The sequence below is a fragment of the Rhodobacter maritimus genome, assembly GCF_058747975.1.
In genome coordinates this window covers 2,390,765-2,415,186 of record NZ_CM179095.1, presented here as the reverse complement: position 1 = coordinate 2,415,186, position 24,422 = coordinate 2,390,765, and the positions used below count along the sequence as shown (strand labels likewise).

Here is a 24,422-nt window from a genome sequence, read left to right as displayed (position 1 = left end):
TGTCTTATCGCTCAGTTGCGCGACTTGTCGACCATTTTCCCCTTGGAGATCCAGGGCATCATGGCGCGCAGCTTTTCACCGACCTGTTCGATCTGATGCTCGTCATTGATGCGGCGGGTCGCCTTGAAGAAGGGCTGGCCGACGGCGTTTTCCTGCATGAAGTCACGCACGAACTTGCCGGTCTGGATGTCGGTCAGGACGGCCTTCATGCGGGCCTTCGTCTCGTCATAGGGCAGGATGCGCGGCCCCGAGACATATTCGCCGTATTCGGCGGTGTTCGAGATCGAGTAGTTCATGTTCGCAATGCCGCCTTCGTAGATCAGGTCCACGATCAGCTTCACTTCGTGCAGGCATTCGAAATAGGCCATCTCGGGCTCATACCCGGCCTCGACCAAGGTCTCGAAGCCCATGCGGATCAGCTCGACCAGGCCACCGCACAGCACGGCCTGTTCGCCGAAGAGGTCGGTTTCGCATTCCTGACGGAAGTTCGTCTCGATGATGCCCGAGCGGCCACCGCCGATGGCGGAGCAGTAGGACAGGCCAAGCTCCATCGCCTTGCCGGTCGCGTCTTGATGCACGGCCACGAGGCAGGGCACGCCGCCGCCCTTGGTATATTCGCCGCGCACGGTGTGGCCCGGACCTTTCGGCGCCATCATGATCACGTCGACGCCGGGTTTGGGCTCGATCAGGCCGAAATGCACGTTCAGGCCGTGGGCGAAAGCGATCGCCGCGCCGTCGCGCAGGTTGTCATGGACGTATTTCTTGTAGGTTTCGGCCTGCAATTCGTCGGGCATGGTGAACATGATCAGGTCGCACCAGGCCGCCGCTTCGGCGATTCCCATGACCTTCAGGCCCTCGGCTTCGCATTTCTTGGCCGTGGCCGAGCCTTCGCGCAGGGCGATGACGACGTTCTTGGCGCCCGAGTCGCGCAGGTTCAGCGCATGGGCATGGCCTTGGCTGCCATAGCCGAGGATAGCGACTTTTTTGTCCTTGATCAGGTTCACATCGCAATCGCGATCATAATAGACGCGCATGGCGTTCCTCCGTTGATGTCTGGTGGCAGAATACGAAGGTTGAAGAAAATTGCCGTTCAAAATTTGAATAATTTGCAGATCATTGGTAATATCCATTCTTGATCATTTAATAATGAGATAAATTAATGCGCGTAGATGATGTCGATCGCAGGATTTTGCGTCAGATGCTGGCGGAGCCGGGCCTGTCGGGTGCCGAGTTGGCCGCGCGGGCGGGGCTGACGACGGCGACCTGCTGGCGCCGGATCGAGAAGATGCGCGAGGCGGGCGTAATTCTAGGGGAGCAGGCGGTGATCGACTGGCGGGTGCTGGGCTGGGAGGTTGAGGTGAGTCTACGTTTCACCCTCGACAAGACGCATCCGCGCGCCTTTGACGAGTTTCTGGAGGCCGCGCGCAAGGTTCCCGAAGTGCTCGAGATCCAGACGTTTCTGGGCCAGACCGATGTGCGGCTGAACGTGATTGCGCGGGACATGGCGCACTATCAGGAAATCTACCGCGCCCGGATCCTGACCCTGCCGCATATCGCCGATACCGAGGCGTTGATGCTGGTATCGACGATCAAGAAAAGCGAGGAACTGCCGCTATGAGCGCAGGGATCGAGATGGACGATACCGACCGGGCGATCCTGCGCGCGCTGGTGCGGGATGCCACCCAAAGCGCCGGGGCGCTGGGCCGGATGATCGGCCTGTCGCAACCCGCCTGCTGGCGGCGCATCCGGCGGCTGGAGGAAGCTGGCGTCCTGAAGGGCCGGCGACTGGTTCTGGACCCCGCGCAGCTGGGCTTCGGCGTGACCGTGTTCCTGGGGATCAAGCTTGCCACCAAGGGGCGCGTCAGCCTGGAAGATTTCGAGCGCGCCGCGACGGCGATCCCAGAGGTGCAGGTGGTTCAGCACGTCCTGGGGTTGTTCGATTACCGGCTGCGCGTCACCGCCCGCGACATTGCCGATTTCGAGCGCGTATTGCGGCGCCGGATCATGACGCTGCCCGGAGTCGGGCAGGTCGAGGCTAATGTGCTTTTGTCCGAAGAGCGCCGCCCCGGCCCTTTGGGCTGAGCGCGGCGCCCGGAGGGCGGGGTCAGTGCATCGCTGCAAAGCGGAACAGGCCGCGCGGGCGTGCGAAATCGAACTGATGCGGTTCGGGGATCCCGGCCTCGCCCTGTCCGATGGCCACGGTGCGCAGCACGCGGGTGATCTTGTCACGCTGGAAGGCGGGATCGCTGCGCAGTTCGGCAGGCAGCAGCCGGGGATCGAAGATGCGCATGCGTTGGGTGACCAGTTCGACCCGGTGGCGGCGCCCCGCGCGGGGCAGTTCCGGCTGGGTCAGGTAGGCCGCGCGCAATTCGGCCTCGCGTCGCTTCAGGCGCGCGATCTCGGCGCGGATATCGGCCAGTTCGTCGGCGAGGGGTTTGAGATGCATCGAAGCCTCCGGGGGTATGAGCTGCTGTCCCGGCCAGCCTCCTGCATCGGATTTAACAAATGGATAAGGCCGCCAGATTTTTTCAGCGCAGCCCGAGCCCCGCCCGCATCAGCGTCTTGCGCACCGGCGACAGCGAATAGAGCGCGCCCAGAACGCCAGCCCGCAGATCCCGAAGCGGACGCGCAGAGGCCATTGAGGCACGGTTCAGCATGTCGATCCCCGCCACCCGCGCCGCCACCTCGGGCCAGCGGCGGCGGTTGTAGGCGGCCAGCATGGCGGGCTCTCCGATATGCGCGGGGTCGTTGCGGCACAGGTCCAGCAGGCAGGCCAGATCGGCAAGGCTCATGTTCAGGCCCTGCGCGCCGATTGGCGGGATCACATGCGCGGCCTCGGCGATCAGCACGCTGCGCTGCGCGTTGAAGCGCGTGGCGATCTGACTCATCATCGGCCAGACCGAACGGCGCGTGGCAAGGGTCAGCGGCCCGAGGAACCCGGTGGAGCGTTCCAGCATCGCGGCCTCGAATTCGGGGACGGGCAGGGCCGCCAGCCGCTCGGCCTCGGGGCCGCGCTCCATCCACACGATGGCCGAAGAGGGCTGGCCGTCGCGGTCGGGCAGCGGCACAAGCGTGAACGGCCCGCCCGAGCGGTGGATCTCGGTCGAGATGTCGTGATGCGGGATCGGGTGGGTCACGGCGAAGGCAAGCGCCTTCTGGCCATAGCGCGTCGTGCGGACGGGAATGCCAAGCGCCTCGCGTACGGGCGAGTTCCGCCCGTCCGCGGCCATCAGCAGCCGGGCGCTGACCTGCGTGCCGTCCGACAGGCGCACCTCGGCCGAGGTTTCGCGCGTCACGACGCCGGTGGTTGCGATGCCGGGGCGGAAGCTGACATCGGGCAACTCGGCCAGGCGGGCGACCATCTCGCGCCGCAAGAGCCAGTTTTGCAGGTTCCAGCCGAAGGGTTCGTCCGAAATCTCTTCGGCATTGAAATCGCGCGTCAGCCGCGCCTCGGGCTTCTCGCCGCCCGCGTCGATGATGCGCATGATCTGGAGGGGCGCGGCAAATGGCGCCAGCCGGGACCAGAGGCCCGCGGCCTCGAGGACGCTGCGCGAGGGGTGCAGAAAGGCGGTGGTGCGCAGATCCGCGCCTGCGTCGGTTTCGCTGGTGACGGGGGGGGCGGGGTCCACGCAGATCACGCGGAACCCGGCGGCGCCGAAGGCCGCGGCCGCAACAAGGCCCGCAACGCCGCCGCCCGAGATAAGGATATCGGTTGTGATCCGCGTTTGCCCGGCCATGGCCTGCCCTCCATCGTTTGCCCGCAATCTAGCGCGGGCGCGGGGCAAGGTCCAATGCCGTCAGCTGCCCGCCGTCATGAACACCAGAAGGGCAAGGATGGCCCAGCTGGCGATCACCGCCGAGATGATAAGCGCTCCGAGCCCCCAGATGAAGGTTGCCGCGCCGACACCGACGACGAGCACGAGCGCAAAGAGAAACAGCGCGGCTGTCGGCTCTTTCTTCGCGGGGGCGTGAGGCATGGTGGGGCTGGCGCCGGTTTCGGCGGCGGTGGTGGTGGTCATCTTGCAGATCTCCCGTTCGCGTGATCCTGTCGATCGCGGTTCGATCTAGTGTGCTGGCCGGGCCTCGCCATCGGACAATTTGTCGCGCCGGGTCCGCGTGCCTGGGCGATCAGCGCCTGAGCGCGGTCAGGAACCCCGCCAGATCGTCGGTATGGTGCTCGATATGCGGCGCCTCGACGGGGGCCGGGGCAACATGAACCGTGCGCATGCCCAGGGCATGCGGAACCGCAAGGTTGCGCGGATCGTCCTCGAACATCGCGGCGCGGGCGGGGGTGATGTCCGCACGGGCGAAGACCGTCTCGAAGGCGGCGCGGTCGGGTTTGGGGCGGAACGCGGCATGCTCGACGCCGTAGATCCCGTCGAACAGGCCCGAAAGCCCGCGCGCGGCAACCACCCGTTCGGCATAGGGGGCGCAGCCGTTGGTATAGACGATCTTGCGGCCGGGCAGGGCGGCGATCCCGGCGCGCAGCGCGGGGTCGGGCGCCAGATGATCAAGAGAGATGTCATGGACCTCGGTCAGGTAGGGGCCGGGGTCCACGTCATGCTCGTGCATCAGGCCGGCAAGCGTGGTGCCGTAAAGCGCCCAGTAGTGGCGGCGCAGGCGGTCGGCCTCGGTCCGCTCGATGCCAAGGGCCTGCATCACGAAATGCGTCATGCGGATCTCGATCTGGTCGAAAAGCCGGGCGGCGGGCGGATAAAGCGTGTTGTCCAGGTCGAAGACCCAGTTGGTCACATGATGAAAGCGCTCTGCGGGCATGGCGCATATTAGCCCGGCCGCCGGTGAACGGCAATCGCAGGCGCGCGCGGGCTTGTCATCGCCCCCACGCCCGGCTTAGGGTTTCACGCCCCGCGAAGCCGGGTGGCTTGCCGAAAGCGGACCGATGCAGAAAGACGCCTACACCCTTATCCTCGAAGCGATCGACGGCGGGATCTATCGCCCCGGCGACAGGCTGGTCGAATCCGAGCTGGCGGATCGCTTCGGCGTGTCCCGCACGCCGGTGCGCGAGGCGCTGCAACGTCTTGAAACGCAATCCATGCTGGCGCGGGACGGGCGCAGCCTGATCGTGGCCTCGCTCGACCACAACCAGCTGGCCGAGCTTTATGTCGTGCGCGCCGAGCTGGAAGCCCTTGCCGCGCGCCTGGCCGCCAAGCATGCCAGTGCCGAAGAGGTGCGCGTGCTGCGCGATATGGTGGCCGAGGACATGACCATCCTGAACGATCCCGAGGCGCTCAGCCGCGCCAACAGGCGGTTCCACAAGCAGATCCACCTGGCCTCGCATAACCGCTACCTGGTGCAGCAGCTCGACCTTGTGCATCGCTCCATGGCGCTTCTGGCCACCACGTCACTTGCGGCCGAGGGGCGGGGCGAAACCGCCCTGGCCGAGCATTCCGCGATCGTCGACGCGATCGGCGCGGGCGATGAGGATGGCGCCCAGGCGGCGCTGCGGGCGCATATCTCCAAGGCGTTCGAGACGCGGCTGAAGCTGGATGCGGGCGGCGTGCGCGCGCCGCGCTGACGGGCGCGCTCAGCCGATCAGCGGCGCGCGGGGCAACCGACCGCCGGTCTGCCCGCCGGCCGGGCCGAGGGTGGCGGGCACAAGCGCGCTGACCGGGGCGGCGGCGACAAGTTCTTCATGGATCTCGTCGAAGACGCCATGGGCGGTCTTGTCCCAGTAGAAGGGCATCGTCACCACCTCGTAGATCGCCTTCCAGCCGGCAAGCGCGCCGAGCGGGAAATAGATGTGAAGCGTGGGCACCCATGGCATCAGGTGGCGATGCGCGCGCCCCCGCACCGCCCAGAGCGCCACGGTGATGTTGACCGCCTCGGCGCCCAGGAAGCACAGGATCAGCGCGTTCATCTGGCCGGCGGTCATCACCTCCTGCATCGGGTGCCACAGGCCAAGCGGGATGATCCAGAACGACCACAGGACCGGCGCCAGAAGATACTGCGACAGCGCCCCCAGGAACAGGATCTGGAATCCGGCGAAGCGGCGCGGGCCCAGTTCGCGCCACAACCGCCGTGGATCACGCATATGCACGCCCCAGGTCATTGCATATCCCTTGAGCCAGCGGGACCGTTGCCTGACCCAGGGCAGGGTGCGGCAGTTGGCCTCTTCTTCCGTCACGGTGGGGATCAGCTCGGTGCGGTAGCCGTGGCGCGCAAGGCGGATGCCCAGATCGGCATCCTCGGTCACGTTATGGGCATCCCAGCCGCCAAGCGCCTCAAGCACCGCGCGCCGGAAGAACAGCGTCGTGCCGCCAAGCGGAACCGCAAGCCCCATCCGCGCGATCCCCGGCAGCATGGATCGGAACCACGCCGCATATTCGATGGTGAAGCAGCGCGACAGCCAGTTGGTGCGGGGGTTGTAGTAATCCAGGATGCCTTGCAGGCAGGCCACCTCGGGGCCGGCTTCGGCGAAGCGGCGCGCGACCGTCTGAAGCTGATCGGGCGCGGGCGCGTCCTCGGCGTCATAGATGCCGATCACCGTGCCGCGGCACCAGTTCAGCGCATAGTTCAGCGCGCGCGGCTTGGTCTTGATCGGGCCGTCCGGCACGCGCACGACGCGCATCCAGTGCGGAAGATCGGTCGTTGCCAGCATGTCGCGGGTGGTGCTGTCATCCTCTTCCAGCACCAGAAGCACGTCGAGCAATTCGCGCGGATAGTTCAGCCGCCCCAGCCTGCGCAGCAGGCGGTCCGCGATGTCACGCTCTTTCAGAAGCGGAACCATGATCGAGATCACGGGAAGCTGGCCCGGCGGCAGGGGCGTGTGCACGGCCGGGCGGGTGCGCGCCTGTCCGCGCAGCTCTGCCACGAAGGCCGCCGCCTTGAGCGCAGTTCCCAGCACCAGCGTCAGTAGCGTCCACAGGAAGATCAGCGTGAACGCCGCATAAGGCGCGGCCCAAAGTGCGACGGCGGTTCCCGCCAGAAGCGCCAGGGCCCGCCGCGACAGCCGCGCACCATCGCCGCTGCGGCAGCTTTCATGCGCGGCCACGCGGGTCTCGGCGCGCCGGATCAGCGCGGTCTGGCGCTGCGCAAGAAGGCTGGCATGGATGTCGCGTTCCGGCGCGAGGACCATGGCATAAGGGCCGATGGCGGCCGGCAAAGCGGCGCAGAGGGCGGCAAAGCGATCCGGCCGGGCGGTGGCGATCACCGTCTGTCCGCCGATCCGGCGCCAGGGAACCAGCGACAGGCCGAGGCAGGTTTCCGCGCCGATCGCGTCGATCAGGCGCGGGTCCGGCCGCTCTGCAAGCAGGTCGAGAACCGGGGCCTGCCAGCGACGCGCCAGGGCGGCCATCAGGTCGGCCTCGCTCACCCAGCCGTTGCTGAGCAGCGCATCCTCCAGCCGCACCTGCTGACGATCCCGCATCACGATCGCCTGCAAGAGGTCGGTCGGGCTTACCGCACCCATGTCCAGCAGGATCTGCCCCAGCGGCATGCGCCCCGGCACCCCGAGGGGCGGCGCGAGGGGCAGGGCCACGACATCGCCACGCGCCGCCGGGGCGGGAACGGGCCGAAGGTGAAGCTGGGCAGAAGCCGTCATGAAACCACAGCGTGTAAAACGATACGCGCAGCGTTCGCTTCCCGTGGTTAACGTTGGGTTAACAAATCTTCGCAACCCACTGTATTTCGTGGGTTCTGCGGGTTTATCCGGCGCGGCGGGCCTGCATGGCCTCGGCAAAACGCTCGAACAGGTAATAGCTGTCCTGCGGGCCGGGGCTCGCCTCTGGGTGGTATTGCACCGAGAAGATCGGCTTTCCCTTCACCGCGATGCCGCAATTCGACCCGTCGAACAGGCTGACATGGGTTTCCTGCACATCCTCGGGCAGGCTCTGGCTGTCCACCGTGAAGCCGTGGTTCATCGAGGTGATCTCGACCTTGCCGGTGACGAGGTCCTTGACCGGGTGGTTCGCGCCATGATGGCCATGGTTCATCTTGATCGTCTTGGCGCCAAGCGCAAGCGCAAGCATCTGGTGGCCCAGGCAGATGCCAAAGACCGGAAGATCGGCGGCCAGAACATCCCTGATCATCGGCACGGCATATTCGCCGGTCGCGGCCGGATCGCCCGGACCGTTGGACAGGAACACCCCGTCGGGCCCAAGCGCAAGGATATCCTCGGCCGTGGCCGAGGCGGGAAGAACCGTCACGTCGCATCCCGCCGAGGCCAGGCAGCGCAGGATGTTGCGCTTTGCGCCATAGTCGATGGCGACGACCTTCAGCCCCGCGCCTTCGCGGGTGGAGTAACCCTCGGGCCAGGCCCACCGCTTTTCGTTCCAGCGGTAGGATTGCGCGCAGGTCACTTCCTTTGCGAGGTCGAGCCCGACAAGCCCCTTCCACTCGCGCGCCTTCTTCACCAGCGCCTCGATGTCGAAGACACCGTTCGGATCATGCGCAAGCGCCACATGCGGCGCACCCTGCTGGCGGATCGCGCGGGTCAGCCGGCGGGTATCGACACCGCCGATCCCGATGCGGCCATGCTTCTCGAGCCAGTCGCGCAGGTCGCCCGAGGCGCGCCAGTTCGACGGTTCGGTCGGGTCCCACTTGACCACCAGCCCGGCGGCGGAAGGGGTCTCGTAGCTTTCGTCATCCTCGGGGGTGACGCCGACATTGCCGATATGGGGGAAGGTGAAGGTCACCACCTGCCCGGCATAGGACGGGTCGGTCATGATTTCCTGATAGCCGGTCATCGCCGTGTTGAAGACAAGTTCCGCCACCGTCTCGCCGGTCGCGCCGAAGCCGTAGCCGTAGAACAGCTGCCCGTCTGCCAATGCGATCAGTGCGGTGGGTTTTTCCGATGACTGTTGGCTTGCAGACATGGCGCGACTCCCCGGGCAAAAATCTGCTGGAAACTACGGGCGGCGGGGGCCGGGGTCAAGGGGATAACGGGCTTTCTCGTTTTCTATATATTTCAATGGGTTGGCAAGGTTGTGCCTGCCGCCGGATTTGGCTATTCTGGCCGCCTTGAACCACTGGGGATGAAGCCATGGACATGCGCGAGAAGATCGCACAGGCCCTTAAGGATGCGATGAAATCCAAGGATTCAGAGCGGCTTTCGACGCTGCGTCTGATCAATGCCGCCATCAAGGACCGCGAAATTGCCCTGCGTTCCGAAGGGGATGGCGGGTCGGTCGGAGATCCGGAGGTGTTGGCCATCATGGGTAAGATGGTCAAGCAGCGCCAGGAATCGGCGCGCGCCTATGAAGAGGGCGGGCGGCTTGAACTGGCCGAAAAGGAACTGGCCGAGGTCCGCGTGATCGAGGATTTCCTGCCCCGGCAGCTCTCGCCCGCGGAAGTGGAGGCGGCGGTCGATGCCGCGATAAAGTCGATCGGGGCCAGTTCGATCCGCGACATGGGCCGCGTGATGGGCGAACTGAAGTCGAAATTCACCGGGCAGATGGATTTCGGCGCGGTGGGGCCCATGGTGAAGGCCCGGCTGGGCTAAGCGCCCGCAGGATGCCCGTTCAGCGCCCGCGAAGATCCTTCGCGGGCGTGTTGTTTTTGGGGCGGGGGCTCAGGTGCCGGGGCCAGGCCGGCGGGCACGGGACAGCGCCGCGCGCAGCTCGTCGCACAGGCGAAGCCGTTCTTCGGGTGTCAGGAACGCGCCCAGCTCCACGATGCGCGGGCCGCCTTTCAACGTCAGATATTGTTCGACCGGGCCGCCACGGGCGTGCAGCTCGGGCGTGATCCAGTAGGGGTTGGCGCGCCACTGCCGGTTGCGCGCGGGCGGGTCGTGCCGCGTCAGGACCATCTCGTCAGGCCAGATGCGCAGCGTCTCCAGCACCTCGCCGCTGCGATAGCTGAGCGTGAGCGCCCACCAGATCGCGCCGATCGCGGCCAGCAGGAACGGCAGCAGCGCCCACATGATGACGGACCCGAGAACCGCCAGCAGCGGCAGCAGAAGCAGCGTGCAGGTGGCGCCGATGAAAAGAACGAAGCCCTTGCGCGGCAACGACCGGTAGGGCCACAGGTGCAGCTCGGCCAGGGGCGCGGGCCCGGACGGGGGCGCCGAAGTGACAGCGGCCCCGGAATGCTCCGGGGCCGCGTCGGGGTGGATCACCCATTCATAAGGCATCAGCCCGCTCAGTGCGCGTGGGCGTGATCCCAGTCCTCGCGCTTCGGCAGCTGCTCGAACGTGTGTTCGGGCGGCGGCGAGGGCAGGGTCCATTCCAGCGTGTCGGCATATTCGTTCCAGTAGTTGTTCTCGGTCACGCGCTTGCCGGCGAAGAGTGTGTAGAAGACCACGCCGATGAAGAACACGAACGAGGCGAAGGCAACGAAGGCGCCGATCGACGAGATGTAGTTCCAGAAGGCGAAGGCTTCGGGATAGTCGATATAGCGGCGCGGCATGCCCTGGCGGCCCAGGAAGTGCTGCGGGAAGAAGATCATGTTCGAACCGATGAACATGGCCCAGAAGTGCAGCTTGCCCGCCCATTCGGGATATTGCCGGCCCGACATCTTGCCGATCCAGAAATAGACGCCCGCGAAGATCGCGAAGACCGCGCCAAGGCTCATCACATAGTGGAAGTGGGCCACGACGTAATAGGTGTCATGATAGACCCGGTCGAGCGGCGCCTGGCTCAGGACAACGCCGGTCACGCCGCCCACGGTGAACAGGAACAGGAAGCCGAACGCCCAGAGCATCGGCGTCTTGAACTCGATCGAGCCGCCCCACATCGTGGCGATCCACGAGAAGACCTTCACCCCGGTCGGCACGGCGATGACCATCGTCGCCAGCATGAAGTAGCTTTGCTGCGTCAGCGACAGGCCCACGGTATACATGTGGTGCGCCCACACGACGAAGCCCAGAACCCCGATCGCGACCATCGCATAGACCATCGGCAGGTAGCCGAAGATTGGCTTGCGCGCGAAGGTGGCGATGACATGGCTGATGATGCCGAAGCCGGGCAGGATGATGATGTAGACCTCGGGGTGGCCGAAGAACCACAGGATGTGCTGATAGAGGATCGGATCGCCGCCGCCCGAAGGGTCGAAGAAGGTCGTTCCGAAGTTGCGGTCCATCAGCAGCATGGTGATCGCACCGGCCAGCACCGGCAGCGACAGCAGGATCAGCCACGAGGTCACGAAGATCGACCAGCCGAACAGCGGCACCTTGTGGATCGTCATGCCAGGCGCGCGCATGTTCAGGAAGGTGGTGATCATGTTGATCGCGCCCAGGATCGAGGACGCGCCCGAGACGTGCACCGCAAAGATCGCAAGGTCCATCGAGATCCCGGCCTCGGTGGTGGACAGCGGCGGGTAAAGTACCCAGCCCACGCCCGAGCCAAGCTGGCCGTTGCCGCCCGGCGCCAGAAGCGAGGCCACGCCAAGCGAGACCCCCGCGACATAAAGCCAGTAGCTGAGGTTGTTCATCCGCGGGAAGGCCATGTCCGGCGCGCCGATATGCAGCGGCATGAAGTAGTTGCCGAAACCGCCGAACAGGGCCGGAATCACCACGAAGAACATCATGAGCACGCCGTGATAGGTGATCATCACGTTCCACAGATGCCCGTTGGGCGTGCACACGGCGGAGGAATCGGCAATGAAGCGCGCACCTTCGGCGCACATGTATTGCACGCCCGGCTCCATCAGCTCCATGCGCATGTAGACGGTGAACATCACCGAAATCAGGCCGACGAAGCCCGCGGTGAAGAGGTAGAGGATACCGATATCCTTGTGGTTGGTGGACATGAACCAGCGGGCAAAGAAACCCCGGTTGTCATGTTCACCATGGCTGTGAACGGCTGCGTCCGCCATGCTGATCTCCCATTTAGCGCGACGGCGCCGGTTCTCCCAACCTGCGCCGGTATAGGACTGTTCTAAAGACCAAATTCACGAACGGCAATAATCGAAGGCGCGGCAATCGGAAAAATTGCCGCGCCTTGAGGGATTGTGCTTTCGGTATCGCGCGTGTTCCGCGCGCCCGCGGCCCTTACTGGGCGACCGAGGCCAGATAGGCCGCCACGTCGGCCTGTTTCGACTTCAGCTTGAAGGTCATGCCGGTCTTCGCGCCGCTGTCGCCGGTCTTCTCGACCAGCCAGGCTTTCGGGTCGGTCACATAGGCGGCCAGTTCGGCCTCGTCCCAGATCAGGCCGGTTTCGCCCACGGCCGCGATCGAGTCCTTGTATTTGAAACCTTCTTCCGAAGCGACCTGACGGCCGATCACGCCATAAAGGTTCGGGCCGGTCTTGCCGCCTTTCACGATGTCCGTCCCATCGGGGGCCTGGATCATGTGGCAGGCTTTGCACTTGGCGAACTCCTTTTCGCCGACGGCGGCATCCTGTGCCATCGCCGGGACGGCAAATGCGAAAGCGGCGAGGGTGGCATAGAGGCTGATCTTCATCGCGTTATCCTTGACTGGTTGGGCCGGCAATCGGGCCGGCTTCGCGCCCCGAGTTGGAGCGATCCCCTTTGTATTACCAGATGACACTCTGTCGCGTCAGGGCATTGCAGCGCATTTTTCGTGCAAATCACCAAAAATTTCCCCGAATTGTGAAATCAGGGCGGCGTCGAGATCGGTCATCGTCACCGGCAGGCCCAGGTCGACAAGGCTGGTGACACCGTGTTCCCGAATGCCGCAGGGCACGATTCCCTCGAAATGGCTCAGATCGGGTTCCACATTGATCGAGATGCCGTGAAAGCTGATCCAACGGCGCAGCTTGACCCCGATCGCGGCGATCTTGTCCTCGCGCAGGGTGCCGTCGGGATTGAGCGGCCGGTCGGGGCGCGTGACCCAGACCCCGACGCGGCCTTCGCGGATCTCGCCCGTCACGTTGAACTGTGCAAGCGCCGCGATCACCCAGGCCTCGAGCTGGCGCACGAAGCAGCGCACGTCGCGCCCGCGTCGGTTGAGGTCCAGCATGACATAGGCCACGCGCTGTCCGGGGCCATGATAGGTGTATTGGCCGCCGCGCCCGGCCTCGAAGACCGGGAAACGGTCGGGATCGGTCAGATCCTCGGGGCGGGCCGAGGTGCCTGCGGTATAAAGCGGCGGATGCTCCAGCAGCCAGACGGCCTCATCGGCCCGCCCGGCGGCGATCTGCGCCACCCGGTCTTCCATGAATTCCAGCGCCTCGGCATAGCCGACAGGCGCATGCGCCATGATCCATTCAACCATACCTTGTTCCTTTGCCGGTCCGGTCGATCAAGAACCTTGCCTTGATGGCGATTCGGGAGAACACTGTTTGGTGTTATTCCGTCACAAGTTCCAAATTCAAGTTCGGGACAGAAGGTATTTGACAACGCGCCTTATCGGCGGGCCGCCCGTATTTGGGGAAGGGCGCAACAGGATCGCATGGCGCTGAACAGGGCGGCGGCTTTTCGGAGAGTTGCGTCGGGGTGGCATAAGCAAGGGAGAAACGGGTATGAAAACGAAAAAGCTATTTATCGTGTCGCTGGCGCTGACGCTTGCGACGGGGCCTGCGATGCAGGCGCGCGCGGATGCCGACGGCCTTGTCGGGGGGATCATCGGGGGAATCATCGGCGGGGCCATCGTCAACGAAAGCAACAAGCAACGCCGCGCCCCCGCGCAGCGGACCTATCGCGCGGCACCCAAGGCCACGGTGAGTTCGGCGCAGCGCGAGGCGAACCGCGACGTGCAGGTCGCGCTTAACCATTTCGGCTTTCCGGCGGGATCGCCCGATGGCGTTCTGGGGTCGCGTTCGCGCGGCGCGATCCGCGAATATCAGGCCCTTCTGGGATATACGCCCACGGGCCAGCTGACCGAGTATGAACGCACGCTTCTTGTCGGCTCGTATCACCGCGCGATCGCGGGGGGCGGGATGACGATGCAGCAGGCGGCCGCGAACCCGATGGGGATGAAGGGGCTGCTCGTCTCGTGGCGCGACGAGGCCGCGGGCGGGGTCATGCCCGGCACCATGGCCATGGTGCCGGTGGTTCCTGCGCCGCCGGTGTTGCAGGGCGCGCCCACGATCCCGCAATTCGCCACGACCGAGACCGCCGTGCCGGAACCGGCTCCTGCACCTGCTGCACCGGCGCCTGTCACCGCCGCGCTGCCGAATTTCATGGGCGGTGGCGGCGCGGTTCAGGCCTCGCTTGCGTCGCATTGCAACAAGGTCAACCTCGTGACCTCGACCAATGGCGGGTTCACCACGCTGGCCTCGATGAGCGACGCCAATCAGGCGCTGAGCGAACAGTTCTGCCTGGCGCGCACCTATGCCATCAGCCAGGGCGAGGACATGGCGGCCAAGATCGCGACCGCAACCCCGACCGAGATCGTGGCGCAATGCGCGGGGCTGGCCCCGGCAATGAAGGATCAGGTCTCGGCACTGTCGCTCAAGGCGCGTGACGCGGTGCTCAGCGATGTCTCGGCCTTCGCGCTCGGTTCGGGGATGACCCCCGCGCAGCTGTCGGGTACGGCGAAGATCTGTCTCTCGGTCGGTTATCGCACCGACGACATGGATGTGGCGCTGTCCTCGGCGCTGCTGCTGACGGCCCTTGGCGAGCGTGTCTATGGCGAATTGCTGGGCCATCACCTGGCGATGGGATTCGGAACCAGCATGCGCCCCGACCTTGCGATGGATTGGTATCAGACTGGATTCGACGCCGCCGGGGCAGGGACCACGCCGGTCTTCGCCCCCGGCCAGCCGGAACGGAACGAGCTGATCCGCAAGGCCGCATGGTCGCTTGGCGGGCGGTCCTGATCCTCTGACGATCCTGAAATTGATGCCGGGCAGGCCGCCGATGGCCTGCCCGATTTCTTTTGGGCGGGCATATAGCGCCGGCCGGAAGGATTTCGGATGCGGGGCAAAAAATCCGCTTCCCTTCCTCGAAAGCCTCGGCTAATACGCCGCCACCAAGCCTCAGACGTGCGGTCGTGGCGGAATTGGTAGACGCGCAGCGTTGAGGTCGCTGTGGGGTAACTCCCGTGGAAGTTCGAGTCTTCTCGACCGCACCAATCACCTTCAGTGTGATTCTTTAATTTCCCTCATAAAGGCGATTCGATTTCGGTGCGGCGATCCGCGATCCGACGGATTTTGTCCCGCCGTCCGCCCGTTTTCCCGGATGCGCCTGCCCCCGCGAGAGGCTTTTGGCGGGTGTCCCGGCCGTGCTGCAATGCGGAACTTTTTGCGACCCTAGTCTCAAAACGGGGTCAACCTGTCGCTTTTGGATCGGGGCCGCCGAAGCGTTCCGTGCAAGCGAAAAGGGTCCTTTCCGAAGCGGAAGGCGCGACAAAATCAGTTCTTGAATAACTGGCGCGCATCCGTTTTAGTTTGCGATACGGGATAAAAACCAACCACAAAAAACCAACTGGGGAGCCCGCTTTGACAACTGCAGCCAACGGCGAAGGATTCGTCGTATTCGATCGCGTGCAGAAAAGCTATGACGGGGAAACGCTGGTCGTAAAAGACCTGAACCTGTCGGTCGGCAAAGGCGAATTTCTGACGATGCTGGGGCCCTCGGGGTCAGGCAAGACCACCTGTCTCATGATGCTCGCGGGGTTCGAGACCGCGACGCACGGCGAGATCCGGCTGGGTGGCACGAACATCAACATGGTTCCACCGCACAAGCGCGGCATCGGCATGGTGTTCCAGAACTACGCGCTGTTTCCGCACATGTCGGTGGGGGAGAACCTCGCCTTTCCTCTTGAAGTCCGCGGTATGGGCAAATCCGAGCGCGAGACCAAAATCAAACGCGCGCTGGACATGGTTCAGATGGGCAGCTTCATCAATCGCCGCCCCGCGCAGCTTTCGGGCGGCCAGCAGCAGCGGATCGCGCTTGCCCGTGCGCTGGTGTTCGATCCCGAGCTGGTCTTGATGGACGAGCCGCTTGGCGCGCTGGACAAGCAGCTGCGCGAACATATGCAGTTTGAGATCAAGCACCTGCATGAAAGCCTTGGGATCACCGTCGTCTATGTCACCCACGACCAGGGCGAGGCGCTGACCATGTCGGACCGCGTGGCCGTGTTCAACGATGGCCGCATCCAGCAACTTGCGCCACCCGAGGATCTGTATGAACGCCCCGAGAACAGCTTCGTGGCCCAGTTCATCGGCGAGAACAACAAACTGCCCGGCACGATCGAAGAGCTGGGGGCCGATAAGGCCCTGGTGCGCCTGGCCAATGGCGAGCTGATCGACGCAACGCCGGTCAATGTTACCGAGAAGGGGCAGAAGACGCTCGTGTCGATCCGCCCCGAGCGGGTCGAGTTCAAACCCGAGATGATGCCGCCCGGCGCGCATATGATCGGCGCCGAAGTGCTCGAGGTCATCTACATGGGTGACATCCTGCGCGCACGGCTGCGCGTTGCCGGGTCCGATGATTTCGTCATGAAGATGCGCAACACCCTGGGGCAGACCAAGCTCTCGCCCGGGCAGTCGCTCAAGATCGGCTGGCATCCGCAGGATGCGCGGGCACTCGATCCGCTTTGACATCCGGCATGGGCGCTGCCTGCGGGCGCGCCACTGCCAGCCTGCCGCCCCTTGGCGGCCAAAGAAAACGTAAACAACCAAACCAACCGGGAGTCCAATATGAACAATCTGAAAAAGACGATGATCCTGACCACGGCTCTTGTCGCAACCGGCTTTGCCGTGTCCGCGCAAGAGGTCAACGTGGTGTCGTGGGGGGGCGCCTATTCTGCCAGTCAGGTCGAAGCCTATAACAAGCCCTTCACCGAAATGACGGGCATCAAGGTCAACATGATCGACGCAGACAACCCGGCCTCGCCGCTGAAGGCGCAGGTCGAGGCCGGCAACGTTACCGGCGATGTGTTCGATATCGAGGTTTCGGATGCGATCCGCCTGTGTGACGAAGGCGCGCTGGTCGAGATCAACCCTGACGATCTGCCCGCCGCGCCCGACGGCACCCCGGCCATCGACGATTTCGTAGACGGTGCGCTGCGCGATTGCGCCGTGGCGAACATCGTCTGGGGTACCGTGATCGCCTATGACACCACCAAGTTCCCGAACGGCCTGCCGACCACTGCGGCTGATTTCTTCGATCTGGAGAAATTCCCGGGCAAGCGCGGCCTGCCGAAGAACCCCAAGCGTACGCTCTATCTGGCGCTGATTGCCGATGGCGTCCCCGCCGCGGAGATCTACGAAAAGCTTGGTTCGGCCGAGGGCGTGGAGCAGGCGTTCGCCAAGCTCGACACGATCAAGAACGATGTCGTCTGGTGGGAAGCCGGCGCGCAGCCGCCGCAGCTTCTGGCCGATGGCGAGGTCAGCATGACCACGGTCTATAACGGCCGTATCTTCGACGCGATGGTGTCCGAAGGCAAACCCTTCGACGTGATCTGGGACGGCCAGTACATGGACCTCGACATGTTCGCGATCCCGAAAGGATCGCCGAACCCCGAGGCCGCGATGGAATACCTGAAATTCGCCACCGATACGCAGCGGCTGGCCGATCAGGCGAAGTACATCAGCTATGGTCCCGCGCGGAAATCCTCGGCGGCTCTGGTCGGCCTTTACAAGGACGGCAAGACCGAGATGGGCCCGCATATGCCGACCGCCCCGAACAACATGACGAACGCTGTTCTGGACGACCCGGAGTTCTGGGCTGACCATGATGTCGAGCTGAGCGAACAGTTCAACGCCTGGCTTGCCGGCTGATCCCGATTTGCAGAGGCGGCACCGCTGCCGCCTCTGCACCCGGGCCCGGCGCGCAAGCCCGGCCTGACGACCAGATCTTCACGACGGGACATCGCATGACCGACGCAACCGCTTCGCTGACTACGGCCGATGGCAAACCGCTCAAGGCGGCGCTTGCCGCATCCCAGGCGCGCGCCAAGCGCAAGGCCCTGATGCTGGTGGCTCCGCTTTTCCTGTTCGTCGTGATCACCTTCGTGATCCCGATCGGACAGATGCTGTTCCAGTCGATCTACAACCCGACATTTTCCGACGCGGCCCCCGCACTTGACGAATGGTTCGGTGCGAATCCGCAAGGCACCGTGCCGGACGAGGCGGCTTTCGCAGCGCTCGCGGCCGACCTCAAGCTGATGAGAGAGGAACGGACCGCCGGTGCCGCCGGAACGCGGATCAACTATGACGTTGCCGGCACCCGCTCGCTGTTCACCGCCGCCGCGCGCCGCGCCGACGATCTTGCCCCTCCCTACCGCGAGGCGATCCTTGCGCTGAATGAGGATTGGGGCGATCCGATGATCTGGCGGGCGATGCGCTCGGCCTCCTCGGCCTTCACGCCGGATTTCTATCTGGCCGCGCTGGACATGACCCGCGACGAGGCGGGCAAGATCGTGCAGGTCGAGGAACGCCAGAGGGTTTACAAGAAGCTGTTCGGCCGCACGCTCATGCTTTCGGGGCTGATTACCGTGCTCTGCATGCTGCTGGCCTTCCCGATCGCGCATTTGCTGGCAACCCTGCCGCTGGCCAAGTCGAATATCCTGATGATCCTCGTGCTGCTGCCGTTCTGGACATCGCTTCTGGTACGTTCGACCGCATGGATCGTGCTGCTGCAACAGCAGGGCGTGATCAACTCGGCGCTGGTTGCCTTGGGTATCATCGACGATCAGGGCCGGATCGCCATGATCTACAATCAGGCCGGCACGATCATCGCGATGACGCATATCCTGTTGCCGTTCATGGTTCTGCCGCTCTATTCGGTGATGCGGACCATCCCGCCCAGCTATGTGCGTGCGGCCCGCAGCCTTGGTGCCTCAAGCTGGACCGCGTTTCGCAGGGTCTATCTGCCGCAGACCCTTCCGGGTATTGCCGCCGGGGCGCTTCTCGTCTTCATCCTTGCTGTCGGCTACTACATCACGCCCGCTCTGGTCGGCGGCGCCGACGGTCAGCTGATCTCGAACCTGATCGCCTTCCACATGCAGAAATCCCTCAACTGGTCGCTGGCCGCCGCCCTTGCGGGGCTGCTTCTGGGCGGGATCCTGCTGCTCTACTGGCTTTATGACCGGCTGGTGGGGATCGACAAGATGAAGCTGGGCTGATCCGGCTTCACATGACTGGAACGACCGGAGCGGCACGTCGCCCTCCGGCAAGACCGAGAGAGAGACAATGGCGCTTCCAGCCTATGCAAGCCCGCTCGAAAAGACCTGGCACTACTGCTACCTGGCGATCTGCACGCTGATCTTCCTGTTCCTGATCTCGCCGATCCTGATCATCATGCCGCTGTCGTTCAACGCAGAGCCTTACTTCACCTTCACCGAGAAGATGCTCAGCTTCGACCCTGAAGGCTACAGCATGCGCTGGTATGACAGCCTGATGACCTTCGGCATGCAGAACCCCGAGGCGCCGCGCAATGGCCATTGGTGGTCGGATTTCTGGCACAATGCGCAATGGATGCATGTCGCCAAGAACTCGGTCATCATCGGGTTCTTCTCGACCCTGGTGGCAACGGTGCTGGGCACGCTGGCGGCCCTTGGACTTGCGCGTCCGGAAATGCCCTTCCGTCGGGCGATCATGGCGATCCTGATCTCGCCCATGATCGTGCCGATCATCATCACGGCTACGGGGCTGTTCTTCTTCTATTCGAAGACCGGGCTGGCAAACTCCTATCCGGGGATCATCCTGGCCCATGCCACCCTGGGCATTCCCTTCGTGATCATCACGGTGACAGCCACGCTGATCGGTTTTGATCAGTCGTTGATCCGCGCGGCGGCCAATCTCGGGGCCAATCCGCGCACGACCTTCTTCCGCGTCGTGATGCCGCTGATCCTGCCAGGGGTGATCTCGGGCGCCCTGTTCGCCTTCGTGACCTCCTTCGACGAGGTGGTGGTGGTTCTCTTCGTGGCAGACCATACGCAACAGACCATTCCGCGCCAGATGTGGAACGGTATCCGCGAACAGATCAGCCCCGCCATCCTTGCGGTCGCGACGATCCTCGTGATCATCTCGATCGCGCTTCTGACGACGGTCGAGCTGCTGCGGCGGCGTTCGGAGCGGTTGCGGGGCGTGACCCCGCGCTGAGCCGGGCGCTACACATTGTGACGTGTAACAGGAAAGGGGGGGCTGCTCGCCCCCCTCTTTGCTTGCGCAAATTCACCCCCCAGGGATATTTGCGCTCTGAAGAAGAGGGCGGCGTGCGGTTTCTTCAGAGCGGAAATATCCCGAGGGTGAGGCGCGGCAGCGCCGAGGGGGCGGCGCCCCCTTTTCTCATGGCAGGATTGCGATCCAGACCCAGACCGTCAGGATGGAACCTGCCGTTGCCAGCAGAACGCTTGAGGCCGCGACGCGCTTCGCCACGCTATATATATTGGCAAAGAGATAGGCGTTGACACCGGGCGCCATGGCGGCTGTCAGCACGGCCGAGCGCAGCAGGGCGGTGTCGAGGTCAAAGACCCAGCGGCCCATCCCGTACGCGATGGCCGGGTGGACAAGAAGCGACAGTCCCGAGACCATCGCGATCGCCTTCATGTCGCCTTCGGGGCGGTAGCGGAACAGGACGCCGCCAAGGCCGAAGAGCGCGGTGGGAAGGGCGGCAGTTGCCATCATGTCCATCGCCGCCCAGACCGGGACGGGCAGGTCGCGCCCGGCCGTCAGCTGAAACAGCTGGATCGCAAAGCCGGCCATGATGCCGATCACCAGCGGCGTCCGCAAAACTCCGACCAGCGCGTTCAGTCCGACACGTCCCAGCCCCGCGCCGCTGCCATGGGACCGGACGGCCTCCATCGCCACGATCCCCACCGTATAGAGCAGGGGCGAGTGGATCGAGATGATCGCGAAGTTTCCGGCAAGCGCATCCGCGCCATAGGCGCGCTCGGTGATCGGAACACCAAGCAGGAGCGAGTTCGAGAACATGCAGGCGAATCCGATGGCCACACAATCCGGGCCGCTCCGTCCAAAGAGCCGGCGCGCGGCGGCAATGCCGATCACGAAGCTGGTCAGCGCGCCGGAATAGAAGCTGAGCATCAGCCCCGGATCGTAGCTTGCTCCCAGATCCAGCCGCCCGATCGAGCGCGCCAGAAGCACGGGCACCGCGAAATTCTGCGCAAATCGCATCACGCCGTCGATTGCGGACTCGCTCAGCATACCGCGCCATGTCACCAGGTAGCCAAAGCCGATCACGATGAAGACGGGCAGGATCACGTCGATCAGGGCGGTCATGGGCGGCGGGCCTTCGCGGGCGCGCGGCTCATGATTCGGGAAGCTCCAGCACCATCCCGTCATGGGCGGGGCGGATATGGGCGGGCGTTTCGGCCATCACCACATCATGGTCCAGATCGATATGCATGTTGGTCAGCACCGCCTCGACCGGGGCGGCGCGGGCGATCCATTCCAGCGACAGCGCCAGATGCGCATGGGTCGGGTGCGGGGTGCGGCGCAGCGCGTCCAGCACCCAGACCTTCAGCCCCGCCAGATGCGCCCAGGCGGGTTCGGGGATGGCCGAGACATCGGGCAGATAGGCCAGATCCCCGATGCGAAAGCCAAGCGCGTCGATATTGCCATGCTCGACCCGGAAGGGTTGGAACGCGATCGCGCCGCCGGCGCCCGCCACCTCGAAGCAGTCATGGATGGCGCGCAGGTCGCAGATCGGGGGATAGTTCGAATCCGGCGGCTGCACGAAGGCATAGCCGAAGCGGCCAAGCAGCGCCTCTTGCGTGTCGCTGTCGGCCCAGACGGGCAGGCGCTTGCGCATGTTGAAGGTGACCTGCCGCAGGTCGTCAAGCCCGTGGACATGATCGGCATGGCTGTGGGTGAAGACCACGGCGTCCAGCGTGCCGACCCCCGTGCGCAACAGCTGTTCGCGCATGTCGGGCGAGGTGTCGATCAGCACGCGGGTCGTGCCCGCCTCGCCCACACGCTCGACCAGCATCGAGCAGCGCGTGCGCCGGTTCCGGGGGTTTTGCGGATCGCACTCGCCCCAGTGGCCGCCGATGCGCGGCACGCCGCCCGACGAGCCGCAGCCGAGGATGGTGAAGCGCAGCGTGCTCATGCCTGCACCCCGATACTGGCCTTGGAAAAGAGCCGGTCGAAATTGGCGGAGGTGGCGGCCGCGAAATCCGCGTAGCTAAGGCCGAAGACCTCGGCCCCCCGGCGGGCGGTATGGGCGGTATAGGCGGGTTCGTTGCGCTTGCCGCGGAATGGCGGCGGGGCAAGATAGGGCGCGTCGGTTTCGACCAGCACCCGCTCAAGCGGGGCGGCGGCAAAGATGTCGCGGATTTCCTGGCTTTTGGGAAAGGCTGCAATGCCCGACATCGACAGGTAGAACCCCAGATCCAGCGCCGCGCGGGCCAGCTCCGGCGAGGACGAGAAGCAGTGCATCACGCAGCTATAGGGCCGCGCGCGATAGCCCTCGCGCAGGATCGCGGCCATGTCGTCATCGGCCGCGCGGGCATGGATGATCAGCGGCAGGCCGGTTTCCTGTGCCGCCGCGATGTGAATGCGCAACGAGGTCTTCTGCACCTCGGCGCTGTCGGCGGTGTAGTGATAATCGAGCCCGGTTTCCCCGATGCCGACGAATTTGGGATGCCGGGACAGGTCGACAAGCGCATCCACCGTGGCCATCGGTTCTTCGGCCGCGCTCATCGGGTGGGTTCCGGCGGCGTAGAAGACGCCCTCGAAGCGCTCGGCAATGGCGCGCACCTGCGGTTCGTTGCGCAGGCGGGTGCAGATCGTGACCATGCGCGTCACGCCCGCATCGCGCGCGCGCTGCACGACACCGGGCAGGTCGTCGGCGAAATCGGGAAAGTCAAGATGGCAGTGGCTGTCTACGATGCTGGGCTGAGTGGTGGGCATCTGCCGGTCCTTGTCGCTCAGGCAGCAGCGGCCGCCGTTATCTCCAGAACCATATCCATGACCAGCGCGGCGGGGTCAAGGTTGACCGCCCGTCCATGCCGGGCCCGCGCGCCAAGCGATTGCTGCAACGCCGCCCATTTCAGCGCCGCGCCGCTGTCGGGGGCCAGGCGGGCCAGCAGGGCGGCTTCGCCGGTGGCGGCTTCGGGGGCGGGAGGGCCGGCGACCCCGGCCTTGGCCAGGCGCGACAGGAACAGGTCGGCCAGCCCCAGCATCAGGTCGAAGCGCGCCTCGTTGCCCTTGCCGGTGACGCTGTCGGCCAGCGACAGGGCCTTGATCCGGTCCAGTCGGGGCAGGGTGCCCATCAGCGCGACGAGGCGCGCGTAATTCTGCAACCCGTCGAGATTGGTCAGCCGGATCGCCTCTCCGACCGAACCGCCGGCAAGGGCGGCAAGCGCCTCGGGGGTGTCGGTCTCGACCTCGGCCTGGGCAAGGGCGGCGGCCATGTCGCCGGCCGACAGCGTGGCCAGGCGCAATTCGCGGCAGCGCGAGCGGATAGTGGGCAAAAGCCGCGCGGGCTGATGCGCGACAAGAAGGAAGGTCACGCCATGGGGCGGCTCTTCCAGTAGCTTCAGCAGCGCATTGGCGGCAGCCGTGTTCATCTCGTCCGCGGCATCGACGATCACCACGCGCCGCCCGCCTTCGGCCGAGGACAGGTGCAGAAAGCTTTTCAGCCGGCGCACGTCGTCCACGCGGATATCGGCCGAAAGCGCGGTTTCACGATCGTTCGGACCGCGCTTCAGCAGGAAGATGCCGGGCTCCGACTGGGCATGGATGCGGCGCGCGACGGGGTGGTCGGGGTCGCTGTCAAGGCTGGCGGGCGGGGGCGGCGCGCCGAAAAGGCCGCCGTCATCCTCATGCGGGCGCGTCAGCAGGAACCGCGCGATGCGCCAGGCAAGCGTCGCCTTGCCCACGCCGCGCGGTCCGGTCAGCATCCAGCCGTGATGCAGCCGCCCGGTGGTGAAGGCCTCGAGGAAATCCGCCTCGGCGCGGGCCTGCCCGAAAAGGTGATGCGTGTCGCGCGGATGGGCCGCGCCCTCGATCTGCGTGGGATCGGGAAGGTCGGCCGCGCTCATCCCAGGGCCTCGCGGGCGATGGCGGCGACATCGGCGGCAATCGCTTCGGGGCTGCGTCCGCCGTCGATGATGCGGAAGCGGGGGGCGAATTCCCCGGCAAGCGCCAGAAAACCGCCGCGCATGCGCACCTGCATGTCGAGGCCGAATTCCTCGAAGCGCTCTTCGTGGCCGTTGCGGGCAAGCGCGCGGCCAAGGCCCAGCTCCGGGTCGATGTCGATCAGGAAGGTCAGGTCCGGTTCGCGCCCGATCATCAGGCTGTGCAGCGCATCGACCGTCCGGCGCAGATCCCCGCGCGTCAGGCCCTGATACATGCGCGTGCTGTCGGCGAAACGGTCGCAGACCACGGTCTTTCCGGCGGCAAGCGCAGGGGCGATGGTGCGCTCCAGATGGTCGCGCCGGGCGGCGGTGAACAGCAGGATCTCGGTTTCCGCCGACCAGCGGTCCGGATCGCCTTCAAGGACCAGCTTGCGGATTTCCTCGGCGCCGGGGCTGCCGCCGGGTTCGCGGGTCAGAACGACCGCGTGGCCCTCGGCGCGCAGCGTTTCCGCCAGCATCCGCGCCTGCGTGGATTTGCCCGAACCGTCAATGCCCTCGAAGGTGATGAACATGC

General features: G+C 65.0%; 25 protein-coding genes and 1 tRNA gene. 10 read left to right on the top strand and 16 right to left on the bottom strand.

The genetic code is table 11. The features are described from left to right. Positions 1 to 11 precede the first annotated feature (11 nt). Positions 12 to 1,034, bottom strand: coding sequence for a ketol-acid reductoisomerase (gene ilvC, locus AC4PTO_RS12290; protein ID WP_492728861.1), 1,023 nt, complete (start codon positions 1,032 to 1,034; stop codon positions 12 to 14). A gap of 125 nt (positions 1,035 to 1,159) precedes the next feature. On the opposite strand from ilvC, the gene AC4PTO_RS12285 reads away from it, so the two are divergent. Together AC4PTO_RS12285 and AC4PTO_RS12280 are read left to right on the top strand one after the other, a co-directional pair. Then, the gene (locus AC4PTO_RS12285; RefSeq protein WP_492728859.1) at positions 1,160 to 1,618 is read left to right on the top strand and encodes an Lrp/AsnC family transcriptional regulator; all 459 of its coding nucleotides are present in this window, start codon (positions 1,160 to 1,162) and stop codon (positions 1,616 to 1,618) included. Next, positions 1,615 to 2,082 (top strand): Lrp/AsnC family transcriptional regulator, encoded by a 468-nt coding sequence (locus AC4PTO_RS12280; RefSeq protein ID WP_492728858.1) that lies wholly within the window; start codon positions 1,615 to 1,617, stop codon positions 2,080 to 2,082. The genes AC4PTO_RS12285 and AC4PTO_RS12280 overlap by 4 nt, the downstream gene beginning before the upstream one ends. A 22-nt stretch (positions 2,083 to 2,104) precedes the next feature. On the opposite strand, the gene AC4PTO_RS12275 is transcribed toward AC4PTO_RS12280, so the two are convergent. From AC4PTO_RS12275 to AC4PTO_RS12260, 4 genes are all read right to left on the bottom strand, one after another. Then, on the bottom strand, positions 2,105 to 2,446 hold the full coding sequence (locus AC4PTO_RS12275) for a hypothetical protein (protein WP_492728856.1): 342 nt from the start codon (positions 2,444 to 2,446) through the stop codon (positions 2,105 to 2,107). A gap of 82 nt (positions 2,447 to 2,528) precedes the next feature. Further along, entirely contained in the window at positions 2,529 to 3,737 is a 1,209-nt protein-coding gene (locus AC4PTO_RS12270) for a UbiH/UbiF family hydroxylase (RefSeq protein WP_492728854.1), read from the bottom strand. A gap of 60 nt (positions 3,738 to 3,797) precedes the next feature. After that, the gene (locus AC4PTO_RS12265) at positions 3,798 to 4,019 is read right to left on the bottom strand and encodes a hypothetical protein (protein ID WP_492728853.1); all 222 of its coding nucleotides are present in this window, start codon (positions 4,017 to 4,019) and stop codon (positions 3,798 to 3,800) included. A gap of 109 nt (positions 4,020 to 4,128) precedes the next feature. Beyond that, positions 4,129 to 4,776: a pyrimidine 5'-nucleotidase gene (locus AC4PTO_RS12260; protein WP_492728851.1), complete on the bottom strand. Its 648-nt coding sequence runs from the start codon at positions 4,774 to 4,776 to the stop codon at positions 4,129 to 4,131. 124 nt (positions 4,777 to 4,900) lie between these two features. Here AC4PTO_RS12260 and AC4PTO_RS12255 point away from each other — a divergent pair, with 124 nt between their 5' ends. Continuing rightward, positions 4,901 to 5,536: a GntR family transcriptional regulator gene (locus tag AC4PTO_RS12255; RefSeq protein ID WP_492728849.1), complete on the top strand. Its 636-nt coding sequence runs from the start codon at positions 4,901 to 4,903 to the stop codon at positions 5,534 to 5,536. Positions 5,537 to 5,545: 9 nt separating this feature from the next. Here the strand turns inward: AC4PTO_RS12255 and AC4PTO_RS12250 are convergent, their stop codons facing one another. Next, positions 5,546 to 7,561, bottom strand: coding sequence for a glycosyltransferase (locus tag AC4PTO_RS12250; protein ID WP_492728847.1), 2,016 nt, complete (start codon positions 7,559 to 7,561; stop codon positions 5,546 to 5,548). A 103-nt stretch (positions 7,562 to 7,664) separates the two neighbouring features. Then, positions 7,665 to 8,834, bottom strand: coding sequence for a glutamine-hydrolyzing carbamoyl-phosphate synthase small subunit (gene carA, locus AC4PTO_RS12245; RefSeq protein WP_492728845.1), 1,170 nt, complete (start codon positions 8,832 to 8,834; stop codon positions 7,665 to 7,667). Positions 8,835 to 9,001: 167 nt separating this feature from the next. Between carA and AC4PTO_RS12240 the strand changes: the two genes are divergently transcribed. Beyond that, positions 9,002 to 9,460 carry a GatB/YqeY domain-containing protein gene (locus AC4PTO_RS12240; protein ID WP_492728843.1) on the top strand — a complete coding sequence of 153 codons (459 nt, stop codon included), beginning with the start codon at positions 9,002 to 9,004 and terminating at the stop codon, positions 9,458 to 9,460. 69 nt (positions 9,461 to 9,529) lie between these two features. Here AC4PTO_RS12240 and AC4PTO_RS12235 read toward each other — a convergent pair whose 3' ends face one another. From AC4PTO_RS12235 to lipB, 4 genes are all read right to left on the bottom strand, one after another. Beyond that, the gene (locus tag AC4PTO_RS12235) at positions 9,530 to 10,090 is read right to left on the bottom strand and encodes a DUF2244 domain-containing protein (protein WP_492728841.1); all 561 of its coding nucleotides are present in this window, start codon (positions 10,088 to 10,090) and stop codon (positions 9,530 to 9,532) included. A gap of 8 nt (positions 10,091 to 10,098) precedes the next feature. Further along, positions 10,099 to 11,772 (bottom strand): cytochrome c oxidase subunit I, encoded by a 1,674-nt coding sequence (gene ctaD, locus AC4PTO_RS12230; RefSeq protein ID WP_492728839.1) that lies wholly within the window; start codon positions 11,770 to 11,772, stop codon positions 10,099 to 10,101. A gap of 175 nt (positions 11,773 to 11,947) precedes the next feature. Then, positions 11,948 to 12,358 carry a c-type cytochrome gene (locus AC4PTO_RS12225; protein WP_492728837.1) on the bottom strand — a complete coding sequence of 137 codons (411 nt, stop codon included), beginning with the start codon at positions 12,356 to 12,358 and terminating at the stop codon, positions 11,948 to 11,950. A gap of 96 nt (positions 12,359 to 12,454) precedes the next feature. Further along, entirely contained in the window at positions 12,455 to 13,132 is a 678-nt protein-coding gene (gene lipB / locus AC4PTO_RS12220; RefSeq protein WP_492728835.1) for a lipoyl(octanoyl) transferase LipB, read from the bottom strand. A 247-nt stretch (positions 13,133 to 13,379) separates the two neighbouring features. Between lipB and AC4PTO_RS12215 the strand changes: the two genes are divergently transcribed. From AC4PTO_RS12215 to AC4PTO_RS12190, 6 genes are all read left to right on the top strand, one after another. Further along, on the top strand, positions 13,380 to 14,678 hold the full coding sequence (locus tag AC4PTO_RS12215) for a peptidoglycan-binding domain-containing protein (RefSeq protein ID WP_492728833.1): 1,299 nt from the start codon (positions 13,380 to 13,382) through the stop codon (positions 14,676 to 14,678). Between the two features lie 167 nt (positions 14,679 to 14,845). Further along, positions 14,846 to 14,932, top strand: a tRNA-Leu gene (locus AC4PTO_RS12210). Positions 14,933 to 15,299: 367 nt separating this feature from the next. Next, positions 15,300 to 16,403, top strand: a complete 1,104-nt coding sequence (locus AC4PTO_RS12205; RefSeq protein ID WP_492728831.1) for an ABC transporter ATP-binding protein — start codon at positions 15,300 to 15,302, stop codon at positions 16,401 to 16,403. Between the two features lie 99 nt (positions 16,404 to 16,502). Beyond that, a complete protein-coding gene (locus AC4PTO_RS12200) occupies positions 16,503 to 17,585 on the top strand; it encodes an ABC transporter substrate-binding protein (RefSeq protein WP_492728829.1) in 1,083 nt (360 codons plus the stop codon). A gap of 95 nt (positions 17,586 to 17,680) precedes the next feature. Beyond that, positions 17,681 to 18,931, top strand: coding sequence for an ABC transporter permease (locus AC4PTO_RS12195; protein ID WP_492728827.1), 1,251 nt, complete (start codon positions 17,681 to 17,683; stop codon positions 18,929 to 18,931). Positions 18,932 to 18,998: 67 nt separating this feature from the next. Continuing rightward, the gene (locus AC4PTO_RS12190) at positions 18,999 to 19,910 is read left to right on the top strand and encodes an ABC transporter permease (RefSeq protein WP_492728825.1); all 912 of its coding nucleotides are present in this window, start codon (positions 18,999 to 19,001) and stop codon (positions 19,908 to 19,910) included. 186 nt (positions 19,911 to 20,096) lie between these two features. On the opposite strand, the gene AC4PTO_RS12185 is transcribed toward AC4PTO_RS12190, so the two are convergent. The 5 genes from AC4PTO_RS12185 to tmk are packed head-to-tail and all read right to left on the bottom strand — an operon-like array spanning position 20,097 to position 24,420. Beyond that, entirely contained in the window at positions 20,097 to 21,047 is a 951-nt protein-coding gene (locus tag AC4PTO_RS12185; protein ID WP_492728823.1) for an AEC family transporter, read from the bottom strand. A 28-nt stretch (positions 21,048 to 21,075) separates the two neighbouring features. Next, on the bottom strand, positions 21,076 to 21,876 hold the full coding sequence (locus AC4PTO_RS12180; protein ID WP_492728821.1) for an MBL fold metallo-hydrolase: 801 nt from the start codon (positions 21,874 to 21,876) through the stop codon (positions 21,076 to 21,078). Further along, positions 21,873 to 22,679, bottom strand: a complete 807-nt coding sequence (locus AC4PTO_RS12175; protein WP_492728819.1) for a TatD family hydrolase — start codon at positions 22,677 to 22,679, stop codon at positions 21,873 to 21,875. The genes AC4PTO_RS12180 and AC4PTO_RS12175 overlap by 4 nt, the downstream gene beginning before the upstream one ends. 17 nt (positions 22,680 to 22,696) lie before the next feature. Then, a complete protein-coding gene (locus AC4PTO_RS12170; protein WP_492728817.1) occupies positions 22,697 to 23,812 on the bottom strand; it encodes a DNA polymerase III subunit delta' in 1,116 nt (371 codons plus the stop codon). Then, positions 23,809 to 24,420, bottom strand: coding sequence for a dTMP kinase (tmk, locus tag AC4PTO_RS12165; RefSeq protein ID WP_492728815.1), 612 nt, complete (start codon positions 24,418 to 24,420; stop codon positions 23,809 to 23,811). The genes AC4PTO_RS12170 and tmk overlap by 4 nt, the downstream gene beginning before the upstream one ends. Between the last annotated feature and the right edge of the window lie 2 nt (positions 24,421 to 24,422).

Excerpts from the sequence above, each read along its gene's own strand:
- AC4PTO_RS12185 (WP_492728823.1), bottom strand. The coding sequence starts at position 21,047 with ATGACCGCCCTGATCGACGTGATCCTGCCCGTCTTCATCGTGATCGGC.
- AC4PTO_RS12265 (WP_492728853.1), bottom strand. The coding sequence starts at position 4,019 with ATGACCACCACCACCGCCGCCGAAACCGGCGCCAGCCCCACCATGCCT.
- AC4PTO_RS12170 (WP_492728817.1), bottom strand. The coding sequence starts at position 23,812 with ATGAGCGCGGCCGACCTTCCCGATCCCACGCAGATCGAGGGCGCGGCC.
- AC4PTO_RS12275 (WP_492728856.1), bottom strand. The coding sequence starts at position 2,446 with ATGCATCTCAAACCCCTCGCCGACGAACTGGCCGATATCCGCGCCGAG.
- AC4PTO_RS12200 (WP_492728829.1), top strand. The coding sequence starts at position 16,503 with ATGAACAATCTGAAAAAGACGATGATCCTGACCACGGCTCTTGTCGCA.
- AC4PTO_RS12180 (WP_492728821.1), bottom strand. The coding sequence starts at position 21,876 with ATGAGCACGCTGCGCTTCACCATCCTCGGCTGCGGCTCGTCGGGCGGC.
- carA (WP_492728845.1), bottom strand. The coding sequence starts at position 8,834 with ATGTCTGCAAGCCAACAGTCATCGGAAAAACCCACCGCACTGATCGCA.
- ilvC (WP_492728861.1), bottom strand. The coding sequence starts at position 1,034 with ATGCGCGTCTATTATGATCGCGATTGCGATGTGAACCTGATCAAGGAC.
- AC4PTO_RS12240 (WP_492728843.1), top strand. The coding sequence starts at position 9,002 with ATGGACATGCGCGAGAAGATCGCACAGGCCCTTAAGGATGCGATGAAA.
- AC4PTO_RS12235 (WP_492728841.1), bottom strand. The coding sequence starts at position 10,090 with ATGCCTTATGAATGGGTGATCCACCCCGACGCGGCCCCGGAGCATTCC.
- AC4PTO_RS12250 (WP_492728847.1), bottom strand. The coding sequence starts at position 7,561 with ATGACGGCTTCTGCCCAGCTTCACCTTCGGCCCGTTCCCGCCCCGGCG.
- ctaD (WP_492728839.1), bottom strand. The coding sequence starts at position 11,772 with ATGGCGGACGCAGCCGTTCACAGCCATGGTGAACATGACAACCGGGGT.
- AC4PTO_RS12175 (WP_492728819.1), bottom strand. The coding sequence starts at position 22,679 with ATGCCCACCACTCAGCCCAGCATCGTAGACAGCCACTGCCATCTTGAC.
- AC4PTO_RS12255 (WP_492728849.1), top strand. The coding sequence starts at position 4,901 with ATGCAGAAAGACGCCTACACCCTTATCCTCGAAGCGATCGACGGCGGG.
- AC4PTO_RS12225 (WP_492728837.1), bottom strand. The coding sequence starts at position 12,358 with ATGAAGATCAGCCTCTATGCCACCCTCGCCGCTTTCGCATTTGCCGTC.
- AC4PTO_RS12270 (WP_492728854.1), bottom strand. The coding sequence starts at position 3,737 with ATGGCCGGGCAAACGCGGATCACAACCGATATCCTTATCTCGGGCGGC.
- AC4PTO_RS12280 (WP_492728858.1), top strand. The coding sequence starts at position 1,615 with ATGAGCGCAGGGATCGAGATGGACGATACCGACCGGGCGATCCTGCGC.
- AC4PTO_RS12260 (WP_492728851.1), bottom strand. The coding sequence starts at position 4,776 with ATGCCCGCAGAGCGCTTTCATCATGTGACCAACTGGGTCTTCGACCTG.
- lipB (WP_492728835.1), bottom strand. The coding sequence starts at position 13,132 with ATGGTTGAATGGATCATGGCGCATGCGCCTGTCGGCTATGCCGAGGCG.
- AC4PTO_RS12190 (WP_492728825.1), top strand. The coding sequence starts at position 18,999 with ATGGCGCTTCCAGCCTATGCAAGCCCGCTCGAAAAGACCTGGCACTAC.
- AC4PTO_RS12285 (WP_492728859.1), top strand. The coding sequence starts at position 1,160 with ATGCGCGTAGATGATGTCGATCGCAGGATTTTGCGTCAGATGCTGGCG.
- tmk (WP_492728815.1), bottom strand. The coding sequence starts at position 24,420 with ATGTTCATCACCTTCGAGGGCATTGACGGTTCGGGCAAATCCACGCAG.
- AC4PTO_RS12195 (WP_492728827.1), top strand. The coding sequence starts at position 17,681 with ATGACCGACGCAACCGCTTCGCTGACTACGGCCGATGGCAAACCGCTC.
- AC4PTO_RS12215 (WP_492728833.1), top strand. The coding sequence starts at position 13,380 with ATGAAAACGAAAAAGCTATTTATCGTGTCGCTGGCGCTGACGCTTGCG.